At 53.4% G+C, this 22995-nt stretch carries 24 protein-coding genes; 19 read left to right on the top strand and 5 right to left on the bottom strand.

Annotated elements, in window-relative coordinates:
• Window positions 1-7: 7 nt before the first annotated feature.
• From AC6CHQ_RS02490 to AC6CHQ_RS02450, 9 genes are read left to right on the top strand one after another with little or no spacing between them, the layout of a single operon-like run.
• Window positions 8-751 carry a 2-phosphosulfolactate phosphatase gene (locus tag AC6CHQ_RS02490; RefSeq protein WP_498080784.1) on the top strand — a complete coding sequence of 248 codons (744 nt, stop codon included), beginning with the start codon at window positions 8-10 and terminating at the stop codon, window positions 749-751.
• Window positions 748-1779, top strand: coding sequence for a phosphotransferase family protein (locus AC6CHQ_RS02485; protein WP_498080783.1), 1032 nt, complete (start codon window positions 748-750; stop codon window positions 1777-1779). Before AC6CHQ_RS02490 ends, AC6CHQ_RS02485 begins: the two co-directional genes overlap by 4 nt.
• Window positions 1776-2168: an FAS1-like dehydratase domain-containing protein gene (locus AC6CHQ_RS02480; protein WP_498080782.1), complete on the top strand. Its 393-nt coding sequence runs from the start codon at window positions 1776-1778 to the stop codon at window positions 2166-2168. Before AC6CHQ_RS02485 ends, AC6CHQ_RS02480 begins: the two co-directional genes overlap by 4 nt.
• A complete protein-coding gene (locus AC6CHQ_RS02475) occupies window positions 2165-2530 on the top strand; it encodes a MaoC family dehydratase (RefSeq protein ID WP_498080781.1) in 366 nt (121 codons plus the stop codon). Before AC6CHQ_RS02480 ends, AC6CHQ_RS02475 begins: the two co-directional genes overlap by 4 nt.
• Window positions 2527-3426: an NAD(P)H-dependent flavin oxidoreductase gene (locus AC6CHQ_RS02470; protein WP_498080780.1), complete on the top strand. Its 900-nt coding sequence runs from the start codon at window positions 2527-2529 to the stop codon at window positions 3424-3426. The genes AC6CHQ_RS02475 and AC6CHQ_RS02470 overlap by 4 nt, the downstream gene beginning before the upstream one ends.
• Window positions 3419-4249: an enoyl-CoA hydratase-related protein gene (locus AC6CHQ_RS02465; protein WP_498080779.1), complete on the top strand. Its 831-nt coding sequence runs from the start codon at window positions 3419-3421 to the stop codon at window positions 4247-4249. Before AC6CHQ_RS02470 ends, AC6CHQ_RS02465 begins: the two co-directional genes overlap by 8 nt.
• Window positions 4246-5013, top strand: a complete 768-nt coding sequence (locus AC6CHQ_RS02460) for an enoyl-CoA hydratase/isomerase family protein (protein WP_498080778.1) — start codon at window positions 4246-4248, stop codon at window positions 5011-5013. Before AC6CHQ_RS02465 ends, AC6CHQ_RS02460 begins: the two co-directional genes overlap by 4 nt.
• Window positions 5014-5017: 4 nt before the next feature.
• Window positions 5018-5884 (top strand): 3-hydroxyacyl-CoA dehydrogenase family protein, encoded by an 867-nt coding sequence (locus tag AC6CHQ_RS02455; RefSeq protein WP_498080777.1) that lies wholly within the window; start codon window positions 5018-5020, stop codon window positions 5882-5884.
• An 18-nt stretch (window positions 5885-5902) separates the two neighbouring features.
• A complete protein-coding gene (locus AC6CHQ_RS02450) occupies window positions 5903-6655 on the top strand; it encodes an SDR family NAD(P)-dependent oxidoreductase (protein WP_498080776.1) in 753 nt (250 codons plus the stop codon).
• Between the two features lie 328 nt (window positions 6656-6983).
• Here the strand turns inward: AC6CHQ_RS02450 and AC6CHQ_RS02445 are convergent, their stop codons facing one another.
• A complete protein-coding gene (locus AC6CHQ_RS02445) occupies window positions 6984-7841 on the bottom strand; it encodes a glycerophosphodiester phosphodiesterase (RefSeq protein ID WP_498080775.1) in 858 nt (285 codons plus the stop codon).
• Between the two features lie 478 nt (window positions 7842-8319).
• Between AC6CHQ_RS02445 and AC6CHQ_RS02440 the strand changes: the two genes are divergently transcribed.
• The 8 genes from AC6CHQ_RS02440 to AC6CHQ_RS02405 all read left to right on the top strand — a co-directional run bounded on the left by AC6CHQ_RS02440 (window position 8320) and on the right by AC6CHQ_RS02405 (window position 16417).
• Window positions 8320-10932 carry a Cna B-type domain-containing protein gene (locus AC6CHQ_RS02440; protein ID WP_498080774.1) on the top strand — a complete coding sequence of 871 codons (2613 nt, stop codon included), beginning with the start codon at window positions 8320-8322 and terminating at the stop codon, window positions 10930-10932.
• Window positions 10933-10946: 14 nt separating this feature from the next.
• A complete protein-coding gene (locus AC6CHQ_RS02435) occupies window positions 10947-12668 on the top strand; it encodes a SpaA isopeptide-forming pilin-related protein (RefSeq protein ID WP_498080773.1) in 1722 nt (573 codons plus the stop codon).
• A 78-nt stretch (window positions 12669-12746) separates the two neighbouring features.
• Window positions 12747-13595, top strand: a complete 849-nt coding sequence (locus AC6CHQ_RS02430; protein ID WP_498080772.1) for a class C sortase — start codon at window positions 12747-12749, stop codon at window positions 13593-13595.
• Window positions 13585-14286, top strand: a complete 702-nt coding sequence (locus tag AC6CHQ_RS02425) for a class C sortase (protein WP_498080771.1) — start codon at window positions 13585-13587, stop codon at window positions 14284-14286. Before AC6CHQ_RS02430 ends, AC6CHQ_RS02425 begins: the two co-directional genes overlap by 11 nt.
• Window positions 14287-14331: 45 nt before the next feature.
• Window positions 14332-14544, top strand: coding sequence for a hypothetical protein (locus AC6CHQ_RS02420; protein ID WP_092050268.1), 213 nt, complete (start codon window positions 14332-14334; stop codon window positions 14542-14544).
• 134 nt (window positions 14545-14678) lie between these two features.
• Entirely contained in the window at window positions 14679-15575 is an 897-nt protein-coding gene (locus tag AC6CHQ_RS02415) for a hypothetical protein (protein WP_498080770.1), read from the top strand.
• Window positions 15572-15784: a hypothetical protein gene (locus AC6CHQ_RS02410; protein ID WP_424236973.1), complete on the top strand. Its 213-nt coding sequence runs from the start codon at window positions 15572-15574 to the stop codon at window positions 15782-15784. The genes AC6CHQ_RS02415 and AC6CHQ_RS02410 overlap by 4 nt, the downstream gene beginning before the upstream one ends.
• A gap of 114 nt (window positions 15785-15898) precedes the next feature.
• Window positions 15899-16417 (top strand): YfiT family bacillithiol transferase, encoded by a 519-nt coding sequence (locus AC6CHQ_RS02405; RefSeq protein ID WP_498080769.1) that lies wholly within the window; start codon window positions 15899-15901, stop codon window positions 16415-16417.
• A gap of 55 nt (window positions 16418-16472) precedes the next feature.
• On the opposite strand, the gene AC6CHQ_RS02400 is transcribed toward AC6CHQ_RS02405, so the two are convergent.
• Complete coding sequence (locus tag AC6CHQ_RS02400; RefSeq protein ID WP_498080768.1) at window positions 16473-16736, bottom strand: hypothetical protein; 264 nt, start codon at window positions 16734-16736, stop codon at window positions 16473-16475.
• Window positions 16737-16952: 216 nt separating this feature from the next.
• On the opposite strand from AC6CHQ_RS02400, the gene AC6CHQ_RS02395 reads away from it, so the two are divergent.
• Window positions 16953-17111 (top strand): hypothetical protein, encoded by a 159-nt coding sequence (locus AC6CHQ_RS02395; protein WP_251239586.1) that lies wholly within the window; start codon window positions 16953-16955, stop codon window positions 17109-17111.
• 74 nt (window positions 17112-17185) lie between these two features.
• Here the strand turns inward: AC6CHQ_RS02395 and AC6CHQ_RS02390 are convergent, their stop codons facing one another.
• The 3 genes from AC6CHQ_RS02390 to AC6CHQ_RS02380 all read right to left on the bottom strand — a co-directional run bounded on the left by AC6CHQ_RS02390 (window position 17186) and on the right by AC6CHQ_RS02380 (window position 21576).
• Complete coding sequence (locus AC6CHQ_RS02390; RefSeq protein ID WP_498080767.1) at window positions 17186-18904, bottom strand: S-layer homology domain-containing protein; 1719 nt, start codon at window positions 18902-18904, stop codon at window positions 17186-17188.
• Window positions 18905-19037: 133 nt separating this feature from the next.
• On the bottom strand, window positions 19038-20756 hold the full coding sequence (locus AC6CHQ_RS02385; RefSeq protein ID WP_498080766.1) for an S-layer homology domain-containing protein: 1719 nt from the start codon (window positions 20754-20756) through the stop codon (window positions 19038-19040).
• Window positions 20757-20883: 127 nt separating this feature from the next.
• Complete coding sequence (locus tag AC6CHQ_RS02380) at window positions 20884-21576, bottom strand: GDSL-type esterase/lipase family protein (RefSeq protein WP_498080765.1); 693 nt, start codon at window positions 21574-21576, stop codon at window positions 20884-20886.
• A 160-nt stretch (window positions 21577-21736) separates the two neighbouring features.
• Between AC6CHQ_RS02380 and AC6CHQ_RS02375 the strand changes: the two genes are divergently transcribed.
• Window positions 21737-22882, top strand: a complete 1146-nt coding sequence (locus AC6CHQ_RS02375) for a glycerate kinase family protein (RefSeq protein ID WP_498080764.1) — start codon at window positions 21737-21739, stop codon at window positions 22880-22882.
• The last annotated feature ends 113 nt before the right edge of the window (window positions 22883-22995 follow it).

Here is a 22995-nt window from a genome sequence, read left to right as displayed (position 1 = left end):
GCATTCCATGAGAAAAATCCATGTGGTTCCGCAAAAGGAAACCATTGATCCCGAGAAAATTACCGATTGTGTGGCGGTGGTCTACGACGTGTTCCTGGCCACTTCCACGATCCTGTTTTTGCTGGAAAAGAATTATGGGCCGGTCACGGCGGTGGAGAATGAGGCGGCGGCGCGGGCATTCAGTGCTTCCGCCCATACGCCTGCCGTCATGATCGGAGAATCTGACGGAGATCCAATTGAGGATTTCCTTTATCCGGATCCCCAGCAGATCGGTCCTGCCGAAAGCGGCGAACGGGCAGTGTTCTGTTCGACAAACGGCACGAGGGCGCTTGAGAAGGCAAAAGCGGCAAAGGAGCTGCTGATCGGATCGCTCCTGAACGGACGCTCGCTCGCCGCCTATATTGCCGAACAGACGGAAAGCGACTCAATCGTCATCGTCGCTGCGGGCAACGCCGGACGGTTATCGGTTGAAGACATGGTCGGCGGAGGGCATCTGATCGATGAGCTGCTAAGACTTGGCGAATTTGAGCTTTCGGATGCGGCCGTAATTGCGCACCGGCTGTATGTGGAGTCGGCGAACGCGGATCATCGGGATCTCCTGGATGTCGAGACGTTCCACCTGCTTGAGGCAAAAGGCTTTCCCGATGCAGCGGAATACGTGATCCGCCACAAGGACCGGGTGCCGATGATTGCGAAGTATTCGGAAGAAGAAAGAGGGATCGTGAAACTACGAAAAGGGGTGTTTCCATGACCGTTCAAACATTCTATATCAACTGGGAGCCGCTGGAGCAGCTGTTGCGGGACAAGATCGACCTTCCGCCCGAGCCGCTCCGCTACGAGAAATTCTCCGAGGGCTACTCGAACATGACTTATCTCCTGAAAGTGGGGGACTGGGAAGGCGTCATGCGCCGTCCGCCGGGTGGTCCGCTTCCGCCGCGCGCTCACGACATGGAGCGGGAATTCACGCTGCTCCAGAAAATCAACCCGTTGTTCCACTACGCGCCGAAGCCGTACCTGCTCCATGAAGACGAAGCGATCATGGACAAACATTTTTATGTGATGGAGAAAAAGGAGGGAGTCGTCGTCGACGAGACCTTCCCGGAGCGATGGGGCAGCTCTGAAACGGTCGGACCCAAACTGTCGCGCAACCTGATCGGCACGCTCATCGAACTGCAGCAGGTGGACTATAAAAAGGCCGGTCTCGAAAAGATGGGCAAGCCGGAAGGGTTCATGGAGCGGCAGGTCAACGGCTGGATCCGGCGCTATGACGCCGCCAAAACAGAAGATATCCGCGGCATCGCCGAACTGGAGGACTGGCTCAAGCAGGCCGTCCCCCTTAACCCGGAAACGACGATCGTCCATAACGACTTTAAGCTGAACAACATCGTTATTGATGCGGATGATCCGTCAAAAACATCGGGTGTCCTCGACTGGGAACTCGCCACGATCGGCGACCCGCTCAGCGATGTCGGGTCGGCGCTTGCATACTGGGGAAGCGCCGAGGACCGGGACATGGGCATCAACGCCGTCTCGAGCCTGCCCGGATTTTATTCCAGAAGGGGATTCACGGAGGAATACGCGAAAAAGAGCGGCCGCGACATGACCCATATCGACTTCTACCTGGCGTTCGGCTTCTATAAGCTGGCGGTCATCCTCCAGCAGATCTACAAGCGTTGGGCGGACGGCACGGTAGAAGACGAGCGATTCGGCACGCTGAACGGAGCGGTCCGGAACCTGATCGAAATGGGGCACGACGCAAAGGCAGGAAAGCTGCTATGACCGCGGTCGGACTCCAATTTGACTACACACCGTTTGTTTTAGAGCAGGAGGTTGTCCGGACCTTCTCCGAAAGTGTCGGATACAGCGGTCCCGGATTGCCGCCGACGATCTACTCGGCCGCCCTCTACAAGGGCGAGCGGAATCTGTACACCTTCCTTGAAGAACTGGGGCTCGGCGAAGCGCATGTTCTCCATGTGGAGCAGCAGTTCGAAACGCTGCGTGAGCCGGCAACAGGAGAGACCCTCCACATGACTTCCCGGGTGGCGGGGGACGAACTGAAGAAGAAGTGGCGCATTCTAAAAGTAGAAACTTCGATCCGTACGGATGCGGAGGAGGTCGCCCGAGCCAATATGACCTATTTTTGCAGGGAAGGGGGCGATGCGGAATGACAGTCCAGCAATTAGCGATTCCCGTCACCGTCACCGCAGAGCAAATCGTGGATTACGGCCATGCAAGCGGTGACCTGAATCCAATCCATATGGACCCGAAAGCGGCAAGGGCGCATGGTTACCGTGACCGCATCGCCCACGGACTGCTCATGATGGGTATCTGTTCGTCAATGATCACGGAAGCGCTCGGCAAGAAACCGGAGCGGCTGTCCGCCAAGTTCAAGGACATCGTCTACCCGGATGATCAGCTCCAACTGGAACTGGAGATTGGAACGGACGGAGAAGGGACCGGCAGTCTGACCGGCCCGGACGGCACGCTAAAGATCGCACTTGAATTCGGACTCAAAGGAGGAAATCCATGAACCTGCCGGTAATCGTATCACCCATGTTTCTCGTCTCGACCCCGGCGATGGTCATCGAGGCATCCCGGAACGGACTGATCGGCTCGGTGCCGTTGCTGAATGCGCGGACCAAAGAAACGTGCGAAGAGTGGCTCCGGGAAATCAGTTCCGAACTGATCAACGGCGAGCTTTGGGCGGTGAACTACATTTCCCACAAGACGAACAAGCGGTTTGAAGAAGACCTGGAACTGATCAGGGAATACGAGCCGCCGATTGTCATCGCCTCACTCGGACATCCGGGACGCGTCGTCGAAGTTGTGAAGTCCTACGGCGGCAAAGTATACGCGGATGTCGCGACGATCAGACACGCGCGGAAATCAGCGGAAGCCGGAGTGGACGGCCTGATTCTAGTCTGTGCCGGAGCGGGCGGACATGCCGGCAAGCTGAACCCGTTCGCCTTCACACAGGCAGTCCGGGAATTCTGGGACGGCACGATCATTCTGGCAGGTGCCATCTCGAGTGGCCGTGACGTCCTCGCTGCCCAGACGATGGGTGCCGACTACGCCTATATGGGCACCCGGTTCATTGCGACCGCAGAAAGCAGCGCCCCTCAGGAATACAAAGAGATGCTTGTGGAGGCGGGACCCGAGGACATCATCTATACCGATTCCTTCAGCGGCGTCCATGCCAACTACCTCATTCCGAGTTTGCTGAAAAACAACATCGACCCGGCCTCGCTTAAACCGAGGGAAGAGGTGGACCTCGCCCATATGACAGACGCCAAGGCGTGGCGGGACATCTGGTCAGCCGGCCACGGCGTAACAGCCGTCAAGGAAATCCAGACGATGTCGGACGTGATCGGACAGCTAAAGCAGGAATACGAAGAAGCGCTTAAAGGGGTGACTCAGCTTGTATGAAACGATTTCCATAGAGACGAAAGACGGCATCCGGACCATCTTCCTCGACCGGCCGGAGGCGATGAATACATTCTCCGAGAAAATGATGGAAGAACTCATCGATGCCTATACGAAAGCGGGCGAGGATGACGACGTTCAGGTGATCATCGTGACGGGCAAAGGGCGTGCCTTCTGCGCGGGGATGGATCTATCGCAGGGGGACGACGTGTTCACATCGACCGAGTCCTTCGAAGACTTCCGGGACACCGGGGGCCGCGTCAGCCTGGCGGTTTACCGGCTCAACAAGCCGGTCATCGCTGCAATCAACGGCGCTGCCGTCGGGATCGGCATTACGATGACGCTGCCGATGGACATCCGAATTGCCGCACCTGCCGCCAAAGTCGGATTTGTCTTCGGCCAGCGCGGCATCGGGCCGGAAGCAGCAAGCGGCTATTTTCTCCCGCGGCTCGTCGGCCATGCGAAGGCGCTTGAATGGGTCTACACCGGCCGGATTTTCCGGGCGGAGGAGGAAACGAACAGCGGGCTGTTCCAGTACATCGATGCGGATCCATATGCGCGAGCTGTGCAGTTGGCAGAAGAAATGATCGGGAACACTTCTCCAATCTCCAGGGCGTTTTCGAGGCAGCTCTTCTATTCGATGCTTGGAAGCAGCCATCCGGAAGAATCCCATCTTGCCGAATCGAAATTCCTCCACTGGATTTCGGATTCCCCTGATGTGAAGGAAGGCATCGCTTCATTTAAAGAAAAGCGGCCGGCAGAATTCCCGATGAGTGCCGGTGAGCTTCCGGACTTCTTCAAGGAAAAGAAAGGAGCAGGCGTATGACGGTACAAATTGAGCAGGAGGGCGCGGTATTCACCCTCACCATCAGCAATCCCCCGATGAACACGCTGAACGCGGACGTTTTGCGAGAATTGGATGAAGCCATCAACAAGATTGCGGAGGACGAAACGGTCCGGGCATTGATTATCACCGGTGACGGCGACCGGGCGTTTGTCGCTGGGGCGGAAATCAGCGAATTTCTAGGACTGGATGAAGAAACCGCGCCGGCACTGCTCGGCAAGGGCAGCGGGATCTTTCGCAGGATCGAGCAGCTGGAGATTCCGGTCATCGCCGCGATCAACGGCTATGCCCTCGGCGGCGGACTGGAACTGGCACTTGCCTGCGACATTCGGGTGGCCGGAGCCAAGGTGAAAGTCGGCCTTCCGGAAGCAAAGCTCGGCATCGTTCCGGGATACGGCGGCACGCAGCGGCTCAGCCGGATCGCGGGCCCGGGAACAGCCAAGGAGCTCATCTTCACCGGCCGCATGATGGATGCAGAAGAAGCGCAACAACGCGGCATCATCGAAGTCATCGCAGACGGAGAAGCCCTGGACAAAGCCCGGGAAATCGCCGAGGCCATCACGAAAAACGGCCCGCTCGCAGTATCCGCGGCCAAGCGGGCGATCGACGAAGGCGCAGCACTTCCATTGGATGAGGCGCTCCAGCTTGAAACCGACATCTGCAGCCCGCTCTTTGGATCGGGGGACATGCGCGAAGGGGCCACGGCATTTCTTGAAAAGCGGCAACCACAATTTACTGGGAGGTAATGAGATGAAGGTAGGGGTAATCGGAGCAGGCACGATGGGGAATGGCATTGCGCAGGTGTTTGCGCAATATGACCATGAAGTGGTTTTGTGTGACCAGTCCGCAGAAGCGCTGGAAAGGGCTAAACAGACGATGGAAAACAGCCTGAAGCGCATCTACGGCAAACAGGGGAAGACGGAACAGGACGTGGCGGACACGATCGCACGGATTTCGTTCACGCTTGATATCGAAACGCTGCGCGACCGGGAACTCGTCGTCGAGGCGGTCGCAGAAAAGATGGATGTGAAGCTGGAGGTGTTCCGGAAGCTGGATGCCATCTGTCCGGATGAAACACTCCTCGCCACCAACACTTCGGGACTGAGCGTGACCGAGATCGCCGCCTCAACTGGGCGTCCGGACAAAGTGGTCGGCACCCACTTCTTTAACCCGCCGCCAATCATGAAACTCGTTGAAGTTGTCACAGGCGAGGAAACGTCCGAGGAAACGGTGAAGGCTGTCCGGGAAATTTGCGGTTCGATCGGGAAAGAAACGATCCAGACCGTCGACTCCCCGCTGTTCATCGTCAACCGGATCCTCGTCCCGATGGTCAATGAAGCGATGTTCGTCTATCAGGAAGGCCTCGCATCAAAAGAAGACATCGACAAGGCCATGAAGCTTGGCACGAGCCAGCCGATCGGACCGCTCGCATTGGCTGACCTGATCGGCTTGGATACGCTACTGTTCGTCTGCGAGACGCTCCTTGAAGAAACCGGTGACTCCAAATACCGCGTGCCGCAGATTCTCCGCAAGAAAGTCCGCGCCGGCCACCTCGGCAGGAAAACCGGTCGCGGCTTCTATGAATATGAGCCGGTGAAAGAAAAACAGCTGACGTAATCTGCGGAGGTGAGTGACATGTTCGACCTGACCGGAAAAACTGCCCTGATCACCGGCGGCAGCAAGGGGATCGGCCTCGCGATGGCCGAAGCGCTCGGCAAACAGGGTGCCAACATCGTCATTACGGGCCGTGGAGAAGAAGCCCTGTCTGCGGCGAAAGAACAGCTCGGGTTCTCAGGCATCCGGGCGGAAGCCGTCCAATCCGATGTCACGGACCGTGCCAGCATCGAGTCGGCAGTCGGGCAGACGGTGGAGCAGTTCGGCTCACTGGATATCCTCGTCAACAATGCGGGCATGAACATCCGGAAACCGCTTGTAGAAGTGGAAGAGGAAGACTGGGACCGGGTTATCGACACCAACCTGAAAGGCATCTTCCTTGCCGGACAGGCCGCCGCCCGTCAGATGATCAGCCAGAAGCGTGGGAAGATCATCAACATCTCCTCGATCTTCGGTCTGGTCGGCGGGCCCAACCAGACGAGTTACGCCGCAAGCAAAGGCGGCATCGTCCAGCTGACACGCGTCTGGGCGGAAGAACTCGCCGAACACGGCATCCACGTCAACGCCATCGCCCCCGGCTACATCCAGACCCCGATGACCGCCTCGTTTCTCGAAGACAAGGAACGCACCAGGAAAATCATCGGGAATACGATGCTCGGACGCCTCGGCGAACTGGACGACCTCGCCGGCCCCGTCGTCTTGCTTGCATCAGACGCATCCAACTACATCACAGGCCAGATCATCAGCGTCGACGGCGGATGGTCGGCAAGATAAGTAAGGATTAGAGAAGCTCCCGGCTGCGGCCGGGAGCTTTTGTCTGCGTTAAGATTAGGCTTTGTGAAGGTTAATGTTAGGGCGTTTATCACGACTATCGCAACGCGGGTTTCGTCATTCACCCATTCAGTTTCGTCATTCGCCCCTCCAATCTCGTCATTGGAGCAGAAAGTTTCGTCATTCGCCACCGGAAATCGCCCGAATGACGAAATTGGAACGCGGAATGACGAGACTAAGCCCGCGAATGACGAAACCGAACGTCAACCCCACCCGTAGCAGAAATACAAAACAGGGCCGCCCCAAGAGGCAGCCCTGTTTCCATTCTTATTCAGTTGAATACCGGATGCTTGTACACATGCTCCGGGAAATCGGTGATGATGCCGTCGACGCCGAGGTCGAACAGGCGGAGGGCCTGTTCCTGTGAGCGGGACGTGTACGGGAAGATCTTCATGTCCGCAGCGTGCACACCAGCCACCAGCTCATGCGTCACGATGTTCATGTTCGGGTTAAAGTAATCCGCGTATGTAGCAAATTCCGCCAGTTGCTCATCTGTCACATTCGCCCAGCTAGCACCGGCTAATACGCCGTGAGGGATATTCGGCAGGAGCTTCTTGGACGTCTGCATCGACTCGTGATTGAACGACTGTATGATAATTTTCGCGTTGTTCGGGCGGTGCATGTTGCGTTCGATCAACGCTTCTGCAACTTTCTCCTCGATTCCCGGGTACAGTTCCGGCGCTTTCAGCTCGATCAGCACGCCGGTCTTGCCGCGGAAGCCATCGAGGATCTCTTCGAATGTAGGCACTTTCTCGCCCGCGAACTCCGGACCGAACCAGCTGCCTGCATCCAGCTGGCGGATTTCTTCAAAGGTCAGTTCACCCACTGCGCCCGTGCCGTTTGTGGTGCGGTCAACGGTGGTGTCATGGATGGCAACAAGCTCGCCGTCTTTTGTCATCTGGACATCGATCTCGATGTAATCCGCCTTCATCTCGAATCCTTTATGGAACGCCGCCATCGTGTTTTCAGGTGCGTGTCCGGATGCCCCGCGGTGCGCCACGTTCACCATTTTCTGCTGCTCCTGCTTAGGAACGAGGCTGCTGAGATCAGCAGTCTCTGCCGCCGCCGTACCTGCGAAGACACTCATTGCGATTCCCATTCCTGCCAACATAGCTCCGATCCGCTTCATCCAACCACTCCTTGTCTGTTTGTCGCCTCCAGTATAGAAATCGAATATGAAGCAGACATGAATAGACTATTAATAAGTGATTGAGCTCAACAAAACGATTTTAATAGAGTCGCAACAATAAGCCCCCGGAACCAGCTGTCCGGGGGCTTATTTCCTATGTAATTGCGGCACTACCGGGCTCTCACCCCGGCCGGAGCGGCGCGTTTTTGTTTTCCACCTTCCGTCGAAAGTGCCCATGCGCGCAGGACAGGGCGGTGCCGCGGCCCTGTGATGAAATCAGTCTATGCCATTTATAAATAATTAATACACCAATCGGATAGGGATAAAGGTTCATTTACCTTTCGGATTTCAGAAAATATAAATTTCTATATTAGGTCATTTTTCCTTTCTATCTCGCATAAATATAGTTTTGTGCAGTAATTAAGGACTGGTATGAGAGAGGTCTGTGCATAGATTCGGATGGAAAGGAGGGAACCGTATGCGGAAATTGAGGGGGCTTTCAGTCATGCTCTGCGTGCTGTTGGCCCTGCAACTCGCCATGCCGTACTGGACCGGGGCTTCGGCGGGCCAGACGGACGATCCGGGGAGAGTACAGGCAGAGCTGATTGATCAGTCCCCGGAATCCGTGAAATGGCGGATCACTCTGAATGCAGCCGGTGGGGAACATGAAGAGATCCGGGCAGCGATTCGTTTAGGTGCAGGAATGACACCAGGAATAGTGACGGACGGCGGAAATGCCCATGTCAGCCAAACTGCGGATGGCTATGACGTCACAGCAGGGCCTGGCAGTGGAACCATTCGGTTGGACCTGACGGCCGCGATCACCGATCCGAGTCTGCTAATCCGTGAGATTCGCGTGACATCTTCCTATCCGGATGGGGACTTTATGGCGAGCCATCAGGCGGAAGCCATAAAGCCGGAAATACCTGAGCCAGAGCCGGAGGCTGCACCGGAAGAAACAGATGAGCCGGCGGAACTGCCTGCAGAAGAAGACTCAGGCGGCCAGCCGGAAGGTGAACAATCAGATGAGGAAGCCCCTCCTGCTGATAGCCCGGCCTTGCCGGATAAGCCTGCAACAGAAGAGCCATCAGAGGGGGCACCGGAGGAACAGGATGTTCCGGCCGAACAGCCTGAAGCCCCTGCAGATCCTTCAGGAAAGCCTGAAGCGCAGCCGGAAGAGGAAGTAGTTGAGGAACCAAAACCTGCTGCCCCTCCATCCGCGCCAGTGGTTATTGACGACAACTGGCCGCCAAAAGATGAAGAAGAGGCACCCGCAGACCAGCCGCAAGCTCCAGTTGTGATCGACGACACGACCGACTGGCCGGAGGAAACCGAGCCTGATGCTGTCGAGCCGGAATCGCCATCGGCACCTGTGGTTGTCGATGACTCAGTGGTCCCGGATGAGGCAGACGACACAGATGAACAGTTAGAAGAGGATTCACTCACCGAACTGCCGCCACCTAAAGCCGGTCTGTCCGCGGCTTCCGGAGTATATAGCCCTGATCCGAACGGGGTTGTCGTGAAGACCACGATGGAAGGCATCTCGACGAATGCCCACACGATACCGGTACTCCTTTGGGCAACCGGCAACACAGTCTATTCCGCGGTCAAATCCACCCATACGCTGGAATTTATGACGTTGGATGGACTGCTGGCGCACGATCGGGACACCTATGCCGCGGGAGTACAGATTAAGGTGGACAACACAAATTACAAGCCTGATGAAGGCCTGAACGGCAACACCAAAGACGCGCACTGGACGGTTTTCAAGTTCAATGCCTCGGACCTCTTCCTTGAAGACAAACAAAACTATCCGTTCTTTATTGATGGCATCGGAAATGGCCATGATGTCGGTGATAAGCTGGTCGTCACGATTCCCACCATGGACGTAACGGCCAACAAAGCCTGGGTAGGCGGAACGGAGCGACCGCCGATCGACCTGCAACTGATTGCGCAGGCAGATGGTGAAGCGCGGAGGATCCTGGAGACCCAGACAGTGAACGGAACAGAAACGGAAGCCTGGTCCCATACCTGGCTGCAGGTCCCCAAATATAACCCGTTCGGACGGCTATATGTGTTTACGGCGGATGAAGCAGAGGTCCCCGTGAACTATGTAAAGACGATTAACGGCCTGACCGTCACCAACACCTATGACCCGGTACAACGCATCATCCAGGTCGAAAAGCGGTGGGTCGGGCCGGCCGGGGAATCAGCTACGGTCCGGCTGACTAAAGATGGAGCGGACACCGATCAGACAGTCGTGTTGAATGAAGCCAACAACTGGACCGGATCGTTCACCGTAAACAAGCTGGATGACCGGACTGGAAACCCAATTGCCTATGACGTAGAAGAATTGGAATTGGACGGCTATTCATCAGTCAAGACCGGTTCCATGGAAGCAGGATTCATCTTCACGAACACGAGCACCTCGACCACACAGGTGGATGTCGTGAAAAAGTGGGTGGGTCCGAAAGCAGGTCCCGTTACCATCCAGCTGATCGCGGACAGGGAAGCGACAGAGCAAACCCTTACCCTGTCTGAGGAGACTAGCTGGGCGGCATCATTCACCGACCTCCCGAGGTACCATCCGGTGACAGGAGAAGAGATCGTTTACTCGGTTGAGGAACTTCAAGTTCCCGCGGAATACGAGGTCAGCTACAGCAGAGACGAACAGGGAGCGTTCATCGTCACGAACACGGCCCAGACCGCCATGCTCACTGTACTTAAAGTCGATGAAAGCGACCAGCCCCTTGCAGGCGCAACGTTTGAACTGCGCGATGCAGACGGAGAAACAGTCGGTACCGGAACATCCGGCACGGATGGAAAAATCATCTTCGGGGACCTCGAATGGGGCAACTACACACTGGTAGAAACGAAAGCGCCCGAAGGCTACCGCCTGTCGACTAAACCAATTGACGTAACAATCGGCGCCGACTTGCTGAATGTAGAGAAGAAAGTGGTCAACACCCGAATCGGCTGGGAACTGCCGAACACCGGGGGAATAGGCACAACGCTGTTTTACGGAGCCGGAGCGGTCCTGATGGCGACCGCCGGATTCATGCTGTTCAGAAGAAGAGATGAAGAAGAATGAGAGGGGAAATGAAAATGGGGGCTGCCCGGAAGAAATCATCCAGGCTGTTGTTTGTGTTCGTTCTGGTAACGTCGGTGTTTTTGCCACAGATGGTGTTTGCTTACGGACAAAATGGAAGTCCTGCCGACTATGAATTGGTGATTCATAAATTTGAGCAGGAACCGGGTGCAGAGACTGGAGATGAAGGTGACGGTTCACCGGAGCAACAGGTTGAAGGTACTCCCATCCAAGGCGTCGAGTTCACATTAAAGCAGACACATTCGTATGATCCGGTAGAGGATGAGTGGACGGAATTGGATGGCCCGACACTCAAAAAGTCTACAGGTGAGAACGGTATCGTCGTTTTCACATCGGACGATGGACTTGAACTGGGCCGGTATGCAGTCACAGAAACGGACGGTCCTGAACACGTTCTCCTCAACCCGAAAACATACTTCGTCGATATTCCGATGACAAGTCAAGATGGCTCGTCCCTGAACTACAACGTTCATATCTATCCGAAAAACGAGATCATTCGCTCCAATGTTACGCTGAAGAAAGTAAATGAGAACGGAGCCCCACTCTCAGGAGTCACGTTTGACCTTTACAAAGAGGGAGAAAGCACACCGATCCAAGAAAATTTAATAACGAATTCGGATGGAAACATCAATATTGAAAGCCTTGGTTCAGGCAGCTACTATTTCCAGGAAACAGCGGTGCCTGCGGGAATCGCGCTCAACAACACGCCAATCGAGTTCCAGATCAAGAAAACAGGGGAAAACGGCCAGACGATTGCTGTCGAGTGGACCAACGTTGAAGGGTTCGCAAATAACGGCACCGTGACAAACTACATCAGCCCTGAAATCGATAAAGACGCGGAAGGCGAAAAACAGCTGGACGTCGACCGCAATCAAGTGTTCAACTACAACATCACTATTACCGCGCCGAAGGATATCCATAAATATAAGACGCTCATCGTAACGGACAATTTGGACAGCCGCCTTCAGTATGCGGGTTCATGGGAAGTACATGGTGCTTCCGAGGATAATATTAAATTCACGGAAGTAGGCCAACTGCTGACTTGGTCCGTCAAGGATCCTACTAAGCTGACGCCTGGACAGCAAATCAAAATTACATTTGGAGCCAAGATCCGTCCGGATGCCAAGCTTGAACCTACTGAAACTGGAATTCCGAACACCGCGACACTTACATTTGACAATGACCGTGGCTGGTTCTCAGATGAAGAAGTGCCAGAAGAGCCGCCGGTGGTCACTCCGACGGATGGCGGTCTCGAAATTACCAAAGTGGATGCTTCTGATGGAACAAAGCTTGAAGGTGCAGTATTCAAGCTCACCGACATGGACGGGAATGTCATCAATACGACAGACACCGGCGGGGTGGTGACGCTTAACGGTACAGTAATCAACGGCGCACTCGACAACCTTGTTACTCGTGAAGACGGCACATTCATCATTAACGGCCTGACACCGGGTACCTACCAGCTACATGAAACAAAAGCACCGACGTATGAAGATGAAGAGGGCTTGAAATCATATCGCCTCCTCACTAAGCCGATCGAAGTAGTCGTCGAGAACAAAAAGGACGCGAAGTATACAGTCGAAAACTCCAAGTCCGGCTGGCTCCTCCCGACAACCGGCGGTATCGGAACAGTCCTCTTCTCCAGTGTGGGCCTGACGCTCATGGGTGCAGCATTGGTGCTTTACTACCGCCGCCGCAAGTCTGAAACGACCGCTTAACCCAACCAATGGGGGAGGTTACTCTCCCCCTGTTTTTATTTCTGTCTACAAAATTTTCTTATGATAGGGTGGGAATCTATGAAGAAAATCCTCATTATCCTGTTCCTGATCGGCCTGGCCATATTTTCCTACCCTATGATAAGCAATATTTTTTCGACGCAGGTCCACCGGTCTGTCGTACAGGAGTATTCGGAAACGGTTAAAAGGATGGATTCCAAGGAGATTGAAAGGGAAAGAGAAAAGGCCGTCCGGCACAATCAGGAGCTGGCCGGCGTAGAGATGGATTTTGACGATCCGTTCGCAGAAGGCGGCAGTGCGGGCGGGACGGGAGAGGACCGGAGCTACTATGATGCACTAAACATCGGACCCGCCATCGGCAGCGTGGAAATCCCGACAATCGGTGAGGAACTGCCAATCTACCACGGAACAAGCGAAGAAGTGCTGTCAAAAGGAGTTGGCCACCTGAAGCAGTCGTCGCTGCCTACGGGTGGGGCGGGAACGCATAGCGTGCTGACTGCCCATCGGGGACTGCCGTCATCAAAGCTTTTCCGGAATCTCGGGGATATGGAGCAAGGGGACCGGTTTTATATTGAGGTGCTCGGGGAGAAGATGGCCTATGAGGTGTCCAACATCAACGTCGTTCTCCCGCATGAGACCGATTGGCTCCGGATGGAGGAAAACGAAGACCTCGTAACGCTTCTGACATGCGACCCGTATATGATCAATACTCACCGTCTCCTTGTCACCGGAAAACGTGTCCCTTACGAAGCAGAAGATAAAAAAATGAGCGAAGAAATCAACAAGCAGCAGGAAGAGCACCGACTTTCCATTTACCTCGGAGCGGCAGTATTGGCCCTGTTGGGCGTCACATTGACTGTCTTATACCGTAAACGTAAGAAAAGGAAGGCTGAACAAGATGAAGCGTAAATGGAGCATTGTCCTGTTCGCCGCAGGCCTCCTCATCCTCCTCTACCCGCACATCGCCCAGTTCACCAACAACCAACTCCAACGCAGCCAGGTGGAAGAGTTCCGTACCGCCCTGGATGATCTGCCGGATGACGATGTGGAAAACCTGTTGGACCGTGCCCGGCAATATAATGAGGAAATTTCGAGGGACCTGGAGGGGCTGCGGGACCCATGGGGCGACCACCAGGAACTGATGACGACTTATCACGACCTTGGTTTCGACGACAAGAACATGTTCGGCGCCATTGAAATCCCGAAGTTGGATCTGTGGATCCCGATCTACCTGGGTTCATCGGAGGCGGTCCTCAGCAAGGGGGTCGGGCAGGTCGAAGGCTCCTCGCTGCCGCTCGGCGGAACGAGCACGCACACTGTCCTTGCCGGCCATCGCGGCATGAGCACGAAGGCGATGTTCCGCGATCTTGACCAGCTGTATCCCGGCGATGTTTTCTACATCCATACGATGGGGGAAACGCTCGAGTACCGGGTTACCGAACAGGAAGTGATCTATCCGAACGACACCGATTCACTGGAAATTCGCGAGGGGAAGGACCTGGCCACCTTGCTGACCTGCCACCCGTACCGCCACAATTACCAGCGGCTGCTGATCCACGGGGAGCGGGCGGAAAACCGATCCGCCCAGTCCCGACCCTGACAAACGCATAGGATGCACTTGATTCCCTATTAAAGGAGAGATCTTGTGGATCCGAGATTGGCTCAGCTTCTTCAAATGACGAGTCTGTATGGCACATTGGCGAAGTTTTACGAACACAGTGACCCGGAAAAGCATATTTATTTCTACAAGATGCACGTTCAGTATGAAATGCAGCTCGTGCAGATGTACTGGGCGCTGCACGGTCATGAACATGGCCAGCCGGAATCCCATTCTTGGGATAGCCACTATCATGGTTAATAGGACGTAATCATCTTGATGAGGGAGCCGGTATGGCTCCTTTTGTTGTTTTCGAGTCCTGTTGGCCATTTAACAGACGTCAGCGGAGAAGAACGGGTGAAGCGTTGCATACACTGTACGGAGGAGGGGGTGCGATGTGGAATGCCTTCTGGTCAGCCAGGCTGCGGCCCTTTTTGACACGGTACCTGCCGCACGGGATTTACTTTGCCGGGCTGCTGTTTTTGCTGGGGGTCATCTTCCGTAATGTGCTGGCCTTTGACGGAGTCAGGGAGTTCACAGAGGCGGAGCTGGAAAAACTCAGTTTATTTAAGTTGTCCCTTGTGGCGATTGGGGACTCTGCTGAGCTTCAGAAAATCTCGGTCAGCGCCTGCCTGATTCTGCTTTGGATCCTGTTTTTTGTCGTCGCCCGCCTCGGCATGAAGAATCTGCAGCGCCTGAAGGTCATGAACTTTGAGCTGGAAGCGGAAAGCCCCGAGAAGAGAATCGAAGTGCTGAAGGGGCAAGTGGAAGGGTCAATCCACCCCGCGAAGCTGATGAAGTTCTTTTCAGGGCAAGAGGTGTACGACTTTGTATTTGAGGTGCTGCTGGAGGAGAGCTTCCAGCCCGCGGACCGGATGCGGCCGATCGGTGAAGTGTACGAATCCCTATTGTCCGGATACCTGGAGCAGACGGCAGACCAGTACCTGAAGCATTACGGGCACAGCTTTGATTATAAAATCATCAGCGGAACAGAGACGGAATCGCTCTCCAAGCCCATGAAGCTCCTCGTGAACAAAGCCCGACACTCGGCTGATTCAGTTTTCGTCAACCGGGAGGCGGACATCTGGCCGAAGAAAAACACTTTTGTCCACCGCCATGTGTTCGAAGACGGGGAGTACTTCACGATCCTCACCAGCTATTCCTATGCATTCCGTACGAGCGACGACTTCCTGTTTTCCGTACTTCATAACATCCTCATCAGCAATATCGACCGCGCCCTCCACGTCATCACCCTTTCGCAATCAGGATTTCTATTAGAGGAAGGAGAATGAACATGAAAAACCGCCGCATCAATAAAGCCTTCATGGAAGCGGCTTCCCAAAGGGCGCAGCAGCAGATGAAGTCACACATGGACCGCCTGAAAGAACAGGGATCCGCCCGGACATGCCGGATCGATCCGAGAGCGGCTGAGAAAACCCGGCTGTCAGACAATGACGGAGCGGTGCTGGACATCAAAAGGAAATTTCGGAAAATCGACTGACGGGCATGCGCTGGAAAGCGTCATGCTTTTTAGATTGCAACGGACAAGCCCGTTCGGTATATTGAGGATTAATGGCGAAATATTTAGAAATAAATACGGAAAAGGGGTTTTAGCATGGATGTCAGATTCCCGATCGGCCAATTGGACGTTCCCGAAAAGGTCACGCTAAACGATGTGCAGGAATGGATGGATCAGATCAAAACGTACACGACCCGGCTAAGAGGAACGGTCGACTCCCTGAATGAAGAGGAGCTGGGGCGGAAATATCGTGAAGGCAGTTGGGACGTCCGGCAGCTCGTTCACCATATCGCGGACTCCCAACTGAACATGTATCAGCGCCTGCGGCTCGCACTGACAGACAACAGCCCGACCGTACCCGGCTTTGACCAGGACAAATGGGCGGTCCTGCCGGATAATGGGCTCCCGGTCGAACCTTCCATCAAGATGCTGGAGGGCATCAACGAGCGCATCGTCGCCCTCGGCCAAAGCATCACCGAGGACCAGCTGGACCGGTCATTCATCCACGAGGCAAACGGCGAGATCAAGGTCTCCACGAAGCTCAGAAAGCTCTCCTGGCATCAGGAGCACCACCTGGCGCACATCAAGATTGCATTGGAGAACCCCTCAAAATAATGTTCAGATAAAAAAGGCCGACCGGCATTCCGGTTGGCCTCTCTTTTATGGCTGCTCATCTGGAACGGTAGGGACGGAGGAAGATCCGGCCGTCTTCCGCTGAATCGACCTCATACCTGCCGCCGAAGGCAATATAGGTGCCATCTAGAGCGGTAAGGTTGGAGATGACAGTCTTGTCTGCCCGAAGAACCCGGAAATGATCGATCGTCGGCCCATCCGCGGTCCGGATATCCACGCCTTTGGAGGAATAGGCAATCGATCCTGTTACGGTCCGCTCCCATTTATCATGAGATAATCTCGTGAAGTTAATTGTTTCCAATAAATCACTCCTGAATATTGCACGATAATCGCTTTGAATTCAAACTTCCATTCCCTTTTTGACTGATCCGGCAAACTTATTACGTAAAAAGCGAAACCTTCCCTGATAATAAATAGAGTAATTTGAAAATAAATTAATAGGTTGATTTGGGTTGGATTTTCCAAAAACGGGTAATAAAAAATAACAGATATTGTTTCCTAGAAGGAGGGAGGGACCATGGAACAGAAAGAACGAACCCCTGAAGTGATGATGTTCTCTTATGAATTGTTGCGCCTGTACAGCGACCGGATCCGCTGCCGTGATAAAGATGTGCAGTCCAAAATTACCGATGATATTACACTGTTGAAACAGGCGTTAAAAGAATCAGTAGCTTAATCAAAATAGAGAAGCATGCGCTGTTTTGGCGCATGCTTCTTAATGTATAACGATTACTAGATGCAATACTTAAATCACTTATTCATCTCTGCTGGTTCGAGTGGTTCGATTATGACAATGTCATCCTTGGTGACCGTGACCGTTGCTGGGGCCACTACAGGATTTTTGTTTACAGAATCATCCGTGAGAACTAATGCCTCGTTGTCTTTCCCTTCCGGAACAACAGTAATTGTAGAGGTGTGGTTGATATCCATCTTTGGGAATTCAATATAAACTTGCCCGTTTTCTTCTACCCCTAGGCTAGTAATATTCACTTCTGTACCGTCCACGGTAAAGACCAGATCATCCTGCTTATGTCGAGTGTTATAACCCTCTAATATAATCAAGCTTACAATCAGGTCGTAGTCGTTCTCGTGGGTGAGGCCATTGCGGTTGTAATATAAAGGTGCCAGTTTTTCAGAGAATGTGAGCAGCATGGCATCAGTGGTTTCGGTATCCGAAGAGTAAACGACATACTTACCGGAGACGAGTGTCGGTGGGACATTATCGTGAAATTTTCCATTCACAGTAAAGTTAATGGGTTTTTCAGTACCGTTATTTGCCTCCTTGGCATTATTAACAAAAATGTCGCCGGATTTGGTCTTAACGTTTTTGGAGAATTCAATGGTATACTCGGTATCTTTAAAAATTTTCTCAGGTGCTTCAAGAGTGATCGTCATTCCACCGCTTTTAAGGAGTTCAATTGTCGTGCCGGAAGGCATGGGCCCGTCATTAAACGTATAATTGGAAAGATCCAGGGCGGACTCACTTAATTCTTCAGATTCAAATACGATGACATTGTTGTTGGCATCGACTGAGACAGGTTCAGTGTATGTAGGTTTCTTCACAACCACCTGAACAGACGCCGTCAGGTCCGTATCAGCCACATCACCTACAATGGTATAGGTACCGATTTCATCCGTCGCAAGATTGTTCGTGTTCCACTCCACGGCTTTGTTCGTTGTCACGCCGCTTTCAAGTGTCACGCCGACGGTTTCCGGAAGTTCAGGCGTATCACCAACCGTGATGGTGATGTCCTCTATATCGTGAACCGATTCAACCGGGAATGGGTATGGACTTTGCGGATCCAGTCCTTCTGCCACTTTGTAGGCACGGACCAGGAATGAGGCAAACTGCCCGCGGCTGGTTTTGTTAAGTGGATGATATGGATTGGCATTGGATACACCATTTTCATAAATGATCTCAATCGACTTGGCATAACCGGATTGTTCGGTATCCGAGATTTTCGGGTCGCCTTCCTGATCTTCGAAGTCGAATGCACGTACCAAGACTTCTGCAATCTGGTCGCGCGGCATCAGCTTGGAAGCATTGAGTTGGTTGTTGGCTCCTTTAAAGATACCCGCCTCTTTGACGATCTTCGAATAAGTGACCAATTCACTGTCAGCCCAGTCGTCAGGAACATCCGTAAAATTCTCTACCTCGGAGATGTTGTGCTCCACGACATATTCTTCGAGCGTCAACCCGCTCCTTGCGACTACATACTTGCCGAACGCTTTCGCGACGTTTCCGCGATTCAGCTTCTGATCCGGCTTGAACGTCGAATCACCGTAGCCGGTCATGATGCCGAGTGCTCGTGCTTCTAGGATCGTTTCATAATGCGAGCTCGACGTCGGTACGTCCGAGAACTTTTCTGGCGTTTCTGCCATAGCCGCCGCTACGGGCACAATCGCAGAACCCACCAATGCAGAAGCTGCAGCGAGCGCTGTGGCTCTTTTGTATGTCTTTGTTTTCAAGAATAACAACCCCCCTTTATGTAATTTGGAACCTGAATCCTACTACAGAAAATTATACCATCTTATTTGACGCGATTGAGATATATAAAAGACAACTCAAAAAGAAGAGCCGCCAAATAGGCAGCTCTCACACTCATTCAGCTTCTTCCTCTGGTTCCTCGGCTGGTTCGATTACCACAACATTATCTTTTGTAATCGTCTTGGTTGCCGGAGCGACTGCGGGATTTTTCGCTACAGAATCATCTGTAATAACTAACATCGCATTGTCTTCACCTTCCGGCACAATGGTGATTGTGGAAGTTTGGTCAATTTCCATAGGTGGAATCCATAAATAAACTTTTCCATCACTTACCCGGGGATTACCAGTATCGATTGTTTTACCATCTACTGTGAAAATCAGGTCATCTCCACTGTTGTAAGCAAGGGCGGAATTGTGGGCTTCCCAATATTCAAACCAAGGGTCCTCAGGATATTGGCTGACATACTCATAATACAAAGGTGCCATATCCTCAGAGAATGTCAGCTGAATGGTATTTGTAATCTCCGAATCCTCAGAAGGAACAACATAGTCCGCAGAGACTAATGTTGGCGGGACACTTTCAGCAAACGTCCCAGGGATCTTAATGTTGACCGGCTCTACCTCACCGTCTTCTCCGATAACGAGTTTTTCGATTAAATAACGACCGGATACAGTTTTAACATTTTGGATTTCTAATGTGTACTCAATATCCTCGGTAAATTCCTGATCCGATGCAAGTGTAATGAACAAATTGGCCTTTTCACCAATTTTAATGGTTGTCCCGGAAGGCAGAGGGCCGCCATTAAACTTGTAATTGGAAAAATCGAGGGCAGAATCGGTCAACGCTTCTGTATCAACGACAATTGTATTCACCTCATATGGATGAGGTCCGTATGTTACAGGGAAAGAGTAAGTTGGCTTCTTGACGACCACTTGAACAGATGCCGTCAGGTCCGTGTCGGCCACATCTCCAATGATTTTATATGTACCAATCTCGTCTGCAGCCAGGTTATTCGTGTTCCATTCCACCGCCTTGATCGTTGTCACGCCGCTTTCGAGTGTCACGCCGACAGTTTCCGGAAGGTCAGGCTTTTCACCTACTGTAATAGTAATGTCCTCTATATCGTGGACCGATTCAACAGGGAATGGGTACGGGCTTTGCGGATCCAGTTCTTCCGCCACTTTGTAGGCACGGACCAGGAATGATGCGAACTGCCCGCGGCTGGTTGATTCAAGTGGGCGGTAAGGGTTGGCGTTGGAAATGCCATTTTCATAAATGATCTCGATCGATTTGGCGTAGCCGGACTGATCCGTGTCTGAAATTCCCGGGTCACCTTCCTGATCTGAAAATCCAAATGCACGTACCAAGACTTCCGCAATTTGATCGCGTGGCATCAGTTTGGAGGCTTCGAGCTGATTATTGGATCCTTTAAAAATACCCGCTTCTTTGACGATCTTCGAGTAGGTAACCAGTTCTTTGTCGACCCAGTCGTCAGGAACATCTGTAAAATTCTCTACTTCGGAGATGTTGTGCTCCACCACATATTCTTCCAGCGTCAACCCGCTCTTAGCAACCACGTATTTGCCGAATGCTTTCGCGACGTTCCCGCGGTTCAGCTTCTGGTCCGGCTTGAACGTTGAATCGCCGTAGCCGGTCATGATGCCCAGCGCACGTGCTTCCAGAATTGTTTCATAATGCGAACTCGAAGTCGGAACGTCCGAGAACTTTTCTGGCGTTTCTGCCGGAGCCGCCGCTACGGGTACAATCGCCGAGCCCATCAACGCAGAAGCTGCAGCAAGCGCTGTGGCTCTTTTGTATGTCTTTGCTTTCAACAAAAACAACCCCTTTATGTAATATGGAACCGCAATCCCTCTAATGAAAATTATACCACTTCTCTATGAGAATTGAGGCAGGGGAAAGGACTCTGTCAAAAAAGAGAAGCCGCCCCAATGGCAGCTCTCACTTCATCTGCTCCAGCCAAACATCATATCCCTTCCCGTTCAAGTGCACGCCGTCCACCGTATACTGTTTATCCAGTTGCCCGTTGGCATCCAGGAAATGGGGATGGAGATCAACAAACTTCGCGCCATGATCCTCTGCGACTTGCAGGACAATCTCATTGAAACTGTTAATCTCCTCATCCTTGACCGCATTTCCGACCAAGTCATGGTTCACCGGCAGGATGGAGAACAGGGTCAATTCCGTTGTGCCAGGATCAAAGGCTTCCACAATCCCGCGAAGATTCTTCTCGTACGTCTCCGGTTTGACGCCCTTAATGATATCGTTGATCCCGACCATCAAGTACGCCTCCTTCGGCTCTCGCCCGGCCACTTCACCAATGCGGTTCAGCACAAGCTCGGACGTGTCGTCATAGACGCCCCGATTGATCACTCGCTCGTCCGGAAAGTACTCGCCAAACGCCCCGTAATCGGTCAGGCTGTCACCGACAAAGGCCTTGTCGACTGGAGCTGCAGGCGATTCTTTAAAAATAGAAGTTTTGGTCAGATAATATTCACTAAACGACTTGTCAGAGGTCATCGCCCGCCACTGGGCCTTGATGAACCGATCCCCGCCGTTCATATAGATAATCATTCCCGCTGCCCCGATCAGCAGCACATTCAACAATACCGAAACCACGAGCCATTTCTTCATGATGTCCACTCCAAGTCCTGATGCAGAATAAAAGATGTCTACCCGCTCAAGGAGGGATGCAATCAACTGAAGGGAAGGATTCCGTCCATGAAAAGCGAATGTAGAGCGTAACCACTCGACACCCAAGAGTAATCACCGGACTCCAAATGGAGGTAAATTCATGAACATCCTCATCGCCATCGATTCATTTAAAGGCAGCCTCACCTCAGCAGAAGCGGGAGAGGCTGCCTCAGCCGGCATTCGCGCGGCGAATCCCGCCGCGGAAATCGAAGTCGTCCCGCTCGCGGACGGCGGAGAGGGGACGGTCGAGGCGCTCGTTCAGGCGACGGGCGGGGAACTCATCCGAACACAGGTAACCGGTCCGCTGGGTGAGCCGGTCGACGCGACATATGGCCTGTTCGGCGACGGCACGACCGCCGTCATCGAAATCGCCGAGGCATGCGGACTGCCACTTATTTCAGAAGCCGAGCGCAATCCTCTAAAAGCCACGAGTTTCGGTGTCGGGGAACTGATTCTGGACGCCGTCTCCCGTGGGGCCCGTTCACTTATTGTCGGCCTCGGCGGCAGTGCGACGAACGACGCCGGGGTCGGCATGCTGCAGGCGCTCGGCTGCCGCTTTCTGGACGAGGCCGGGGAAGAGGTGCCGCGGGGCGGAGCGGCGCTCGGCGCCATTCGTTCAGCCGATATCTCAGCTCTGCACCCCGATATTAAAAATCTCGACATCCAGGTCGCCTGTGACGTGAACAATCCGCTGCACGGCAAGCAAGGAGCAGCCTATATCTACGGACCGCAGAAAGGCGCGACACCTGAGGTGGTAGAGGTACTGGACAGCGGTCTCCGCAACTTCGCGGAAGTGGTGAAGGCAGAACTCGGCAAGGACATCCAGGAGATTCCTGGCGCCGGAGCGGCCGGCGGACTCGGTGCGGCCTTCGCCGGGCTGCTGGATGCCGAACTCCGGAGCGGGATTGAGTTGATTCTGGATACAATTGGGCTGGAGGATAAGGTGAGAAATGCCGATATCGTCATTACAGGCGAAGGCCGCATGGATGCCCAGTCCTCCATGGGCAAGGCGGCAATGGGTGTCGCCGCACTCGCAGAAAAACACGCCGTGCCGGTCATTGCGCTTGCGGGGAGTGTATCGGAAGAAGCCGCTGAACTGAACCGGCTCGGCGTCACCGCCTATTTCCCCATCCTGCAGGAAGTCGTTTCGCTGGATGAGGCGATGAACCCTGATACCGCCAGGCGCAACCTTCGCATCACCGCCGAACAGATTTTCCGGCTGATCGGTTTTTCGACAAAACCATAAAAGGAAGGTCCCGAACCATTCCGGGACCTTCCTTTTTCGTAACCAGCCATAACTTCCTTGTATGGTGAATCATACAATAACGATATTTTATTTATTCTTCTATTCATCTTACG

It is taken from the genome of Bhargavaea sp. GQ12, assembly GCF_059758705.1.
This window is presented reverse-complemented; position numbering and strand designations above follow the sequence as displayed.

What these genes read in the sequence shown, in the direction of transcription:
- AC6CHQ_RS02490 (WP_498080784.1), top strand. Translation starts at nt 8, where the DNA reads ATGAGAAAAATCCATGTGGTTCCGCAAAAGGAAACCATTGATCCCGAG.
- AC6CHQ_RS02485 (WP_498080783.1), top strand. Translation starts at nt 748, where the DNA reads ATGACCGTTCAAACATTCTATATCAACTGGGAGCCGCTGGAGCAGCTG.
- AC6CHQ_RS02480 (WP_498080782.1), top strand. Translation starts at nt 1,776, where the DNA reads ATGACCGCGGTCGGACTCCAATTTGACTACACACCGTTTGTTTTAGAG.
- AC6CHQ_RS02475 (WP_498080781.1), top strand. Translation starts at nt 2,165, where the DNA reads ATGACAGTCCAGCAATTAGCGATTCCCGTCACCGTCACCGCAGAGCAA.
- AC6CHQ_RS02470 (WP_498080780.1), top strand. Translation starts at nt 2,527, where the DNA reads ATGAACCTGCCGGTAATCGTATCACCCATGTTTCTCGTCTCGACCCCG.
- AC6CHQ_RS02460 (WP_498080778.1), top strand. Translation starts at nt 4,246, where the DNA reads ATGACGGTACAAATTGAGCAGGAGGGCGCGGTATTCACCCTCACCATC.
- AC6CHQ_RS02455 (WP_498080777.1), top strand. Translation starts at nt 5,018, where the DNA reads ATGAAGGTAGGGGTAATCGGAGCAGGCACGATGGGGAATGGCATTGCG.
- AC6CHQ_RS02450 (WP_498080776.1), top strand. Translation starts at nt 5,903, where the DNA reads ATGTTCGACCTGACCGGAAAAACTGCCCTGATCACCGGCGGCAGCAAG.
- AC6CHQ_RS02445 (WP_498080775.1), bottom strand. Translation starts at nt 7,841, where the DNA reads ATGAAGCGGATCGGAGCTATGTTGGCAGGAATGGGAATCGCAATGAGT.
- AC6CHQ_RS02440 (WP_498080774.1), top strand. Translation starts at nt 8,320, where the DNA reads ATGCGGAAATTGAGGGGGCTTTCAGTCATGCTCTGCGTGCTGTTGGCC.
- AC6CHQ_RS02435 (WP_498080773.1), top strand. Translation starts at nt 10,947, where the DNA reads ATGGGGGCTGCCCGGAAGAAATCATCCAGGCTGTTGTTTGTGTTCGTT.
- AC6CHQ_RS02430 (WP_498080772.1), top strand. Translation starts at nt 12,747, where the DNA reads ATGAAGAAAATCCTCATTATCCTGTTCCTGATCGGCCTGGCCATATTT.
- AC6CHQ_RS02425 (WP_498080771.1), top strand. Translation starts at nt 13,585, where the DNA reads ATGAAGCGTAAATGGAGCATTGTCCTGTTCGCCGCAGGCCTCCTCATC.
- AC6CHQ_RS02415 (WP_498080770.1), top strand. Translation starts at nt 14,679, where the DNA reads ATGTGGAATGCCTTCTGGTCAGCCAGGCTGCGGCCCTTTTTGACACGG.
- AC6CHQ_RS02410 (WP_424236973.1), top strand. Translation starts at nt 15,572, where the DNA reads ATGAACATGAAAAACCGCCGCATCAATAAAGCCTTCATGGAAGCGGCT.
- AC6CHQ_RS02405 (WP_498080769.1), top strand. Translation starts at nt 15,899, where the DNA reads ATGGATGTCAGATTCCCGATCGGCCAATTGGACGTTCCCGAAAAGGTC.
- AC6CHQ_RS02395 (WP_251239586.1), top strand. Translation starts at nt 16,953, where the DNA reads ATGGAACAGAAAGAACGAACCCCTGAAGTGATGATGTTCTCTTATGAA.
- AC6CHQ_RS02380 (WP_498080765.1), bottom strand. Translation starts at nt 21,576, where the DNA reads ATGAAGAAATGGCTCGTGGTTTCGGTATTGTTGAATGTGCTGCTGATC.
- AC6CHQ_RS02375 (WP_498080764.1), top strand. Translation starts at nt 21,737, where the DNA reads ATGAACATCCTCATCGCCATCGATTCATTTAAAGGCAGCCTCACCTCA.